Source organism: Oleiphilus sp. HI0125 (assembly GCF_001635355.1).
This window is the reverse complement of record NZ_LWGF01000959.1, coordinates 1-1,257: the sequence shown is the minus strand read 5'-3', so window position 1 is coordinate 1,257 and position 1,257 is coordinate 1. Positions and strand designations below refer to the sequence as shown.

Genomic DNA, 1,257 nt, shown 5'->3' with positions numbered 1-1,257 from the left:
ATACTATTTACCAAGGCCAAAATTTACTAATCCCCGTGGCGTCGAAGAACAAGCATTTCTACAACATGAGTGAGCAAAACCGTATCAGCTCCGCGCAGACGAAAGTCAGGGGTAAGAACGGAGCCAGTAAGGTTTTCTATAAGGTGAAATCTGGAGATACCTTCTGGGATATAGCTCGCGCGCACAAAGTAGGCGTTCGCCAGCTAGCAAAATGGAATGCAATGGCACCTGGAGATGTTCTTCGACCAGGTAAAACACTGCTAATTTGGTCGAATACAGCTGCACAAAAAGCCTCAGCAAAACCTGCTTCAACACGTTATCAGCCTTCGATAGCAAGCTCGTATGCCCCGAGAGATAAGCTCAAAAAACTCAGCTATCGCGTACGCAACGGTGACTCTTTATGGCGCATAGCCAATAGATACAAGGTCTCGATCAACGAGCTAAAAAAATGGAACAAGCTTGGCGGAAAAAAATATCTTCAGCCAGGCCAACGCATCACGGTCTATGTTGATATCACGCAAGGCTAAGTATTCAACTTTTCTTGCCAATTATGTTCAACGCTAGTTTTGACTGAACGTAGAGTTGGTTAAACCGCTCTACGTATGCCGTGTCGATTTCTCGCTTACTCTCACAAAGATCTGCATATAAAAAACCAATCGGTTTAAACTGCGACTTCAACACTGCAACCAAACAAGTCTCAACACCCGTTTTGAAAGCAAGCGCATCGAGTTTTTTATCACTGTCAGCATCGCCGACTTTAAAGATAAACGCTTTTTCGCTAACCATTGCTTGTTCGAATGAGGCGCTCTGCTCTATCTCTTGCGTCACCGACACATTGCTCGATATCTTTGAGATGCCATCACTTAACTTACACACATACCGATGAGTAGTTGTATTTTTAAGGAACAATGCACAGCGTTCAAAGCCCGCGCCATAATAAACACCTCGCAGCAGCAAACGGAAAAAACCATTCATTTCAAATTCGTTTGCCAACAACATTTCGGTAAGCTTTTGACTTACATGCAGCTGTTTTTGCACGTCAAAGTCATGATGCGTTTTTACTTGCTTTACCAAACCACTATCAGACTCGTTCGTATCATTCTGAAGAATAATCTGTGGATCAGAGTCAGCGTTTACATCATCTTCAGCAGACAGCCCACTTCCCTCAGAGCTTTGTTGTACAGCATCTACTTCGCTTGAATCGCTGTTATCTGACAAGCGGCGCTGCACGTTATGAAGCATTGCTGGCAATCAAGG

The 1,257-nt window shown here is 44.1% G+C and carries 2 protein-coding genes; one reads left to right on the top strand and one right to left on the bottom strand.

Features of this window, described 5'->3' with window-relative positions:
- The coding region (locus A3762_RS16425; RefSeq protein ID WP_231878837.1) for a LysM peptidoglycan-binding domain-containing protein at positions 1–527 on the top strand (527 nt) is incomplete at its 5' end.
- Positions 528–531: 4 nt separating this feature from the next.
- Here the strand turns inward: A3762_RS16425 and A3762_RS16420 are convergent.
- Positions 532–1,218, bottom strand: coding sequence for a hypothetical protein (locus A3762_RS16420; RefSeq protein ID WP_156493525.1), 687 nt, complete (start codon positions 1,216–1,218; stop codon positions 532–534).
- Positions 1,219–1,257: the final 39 nt, after the last annotated feature.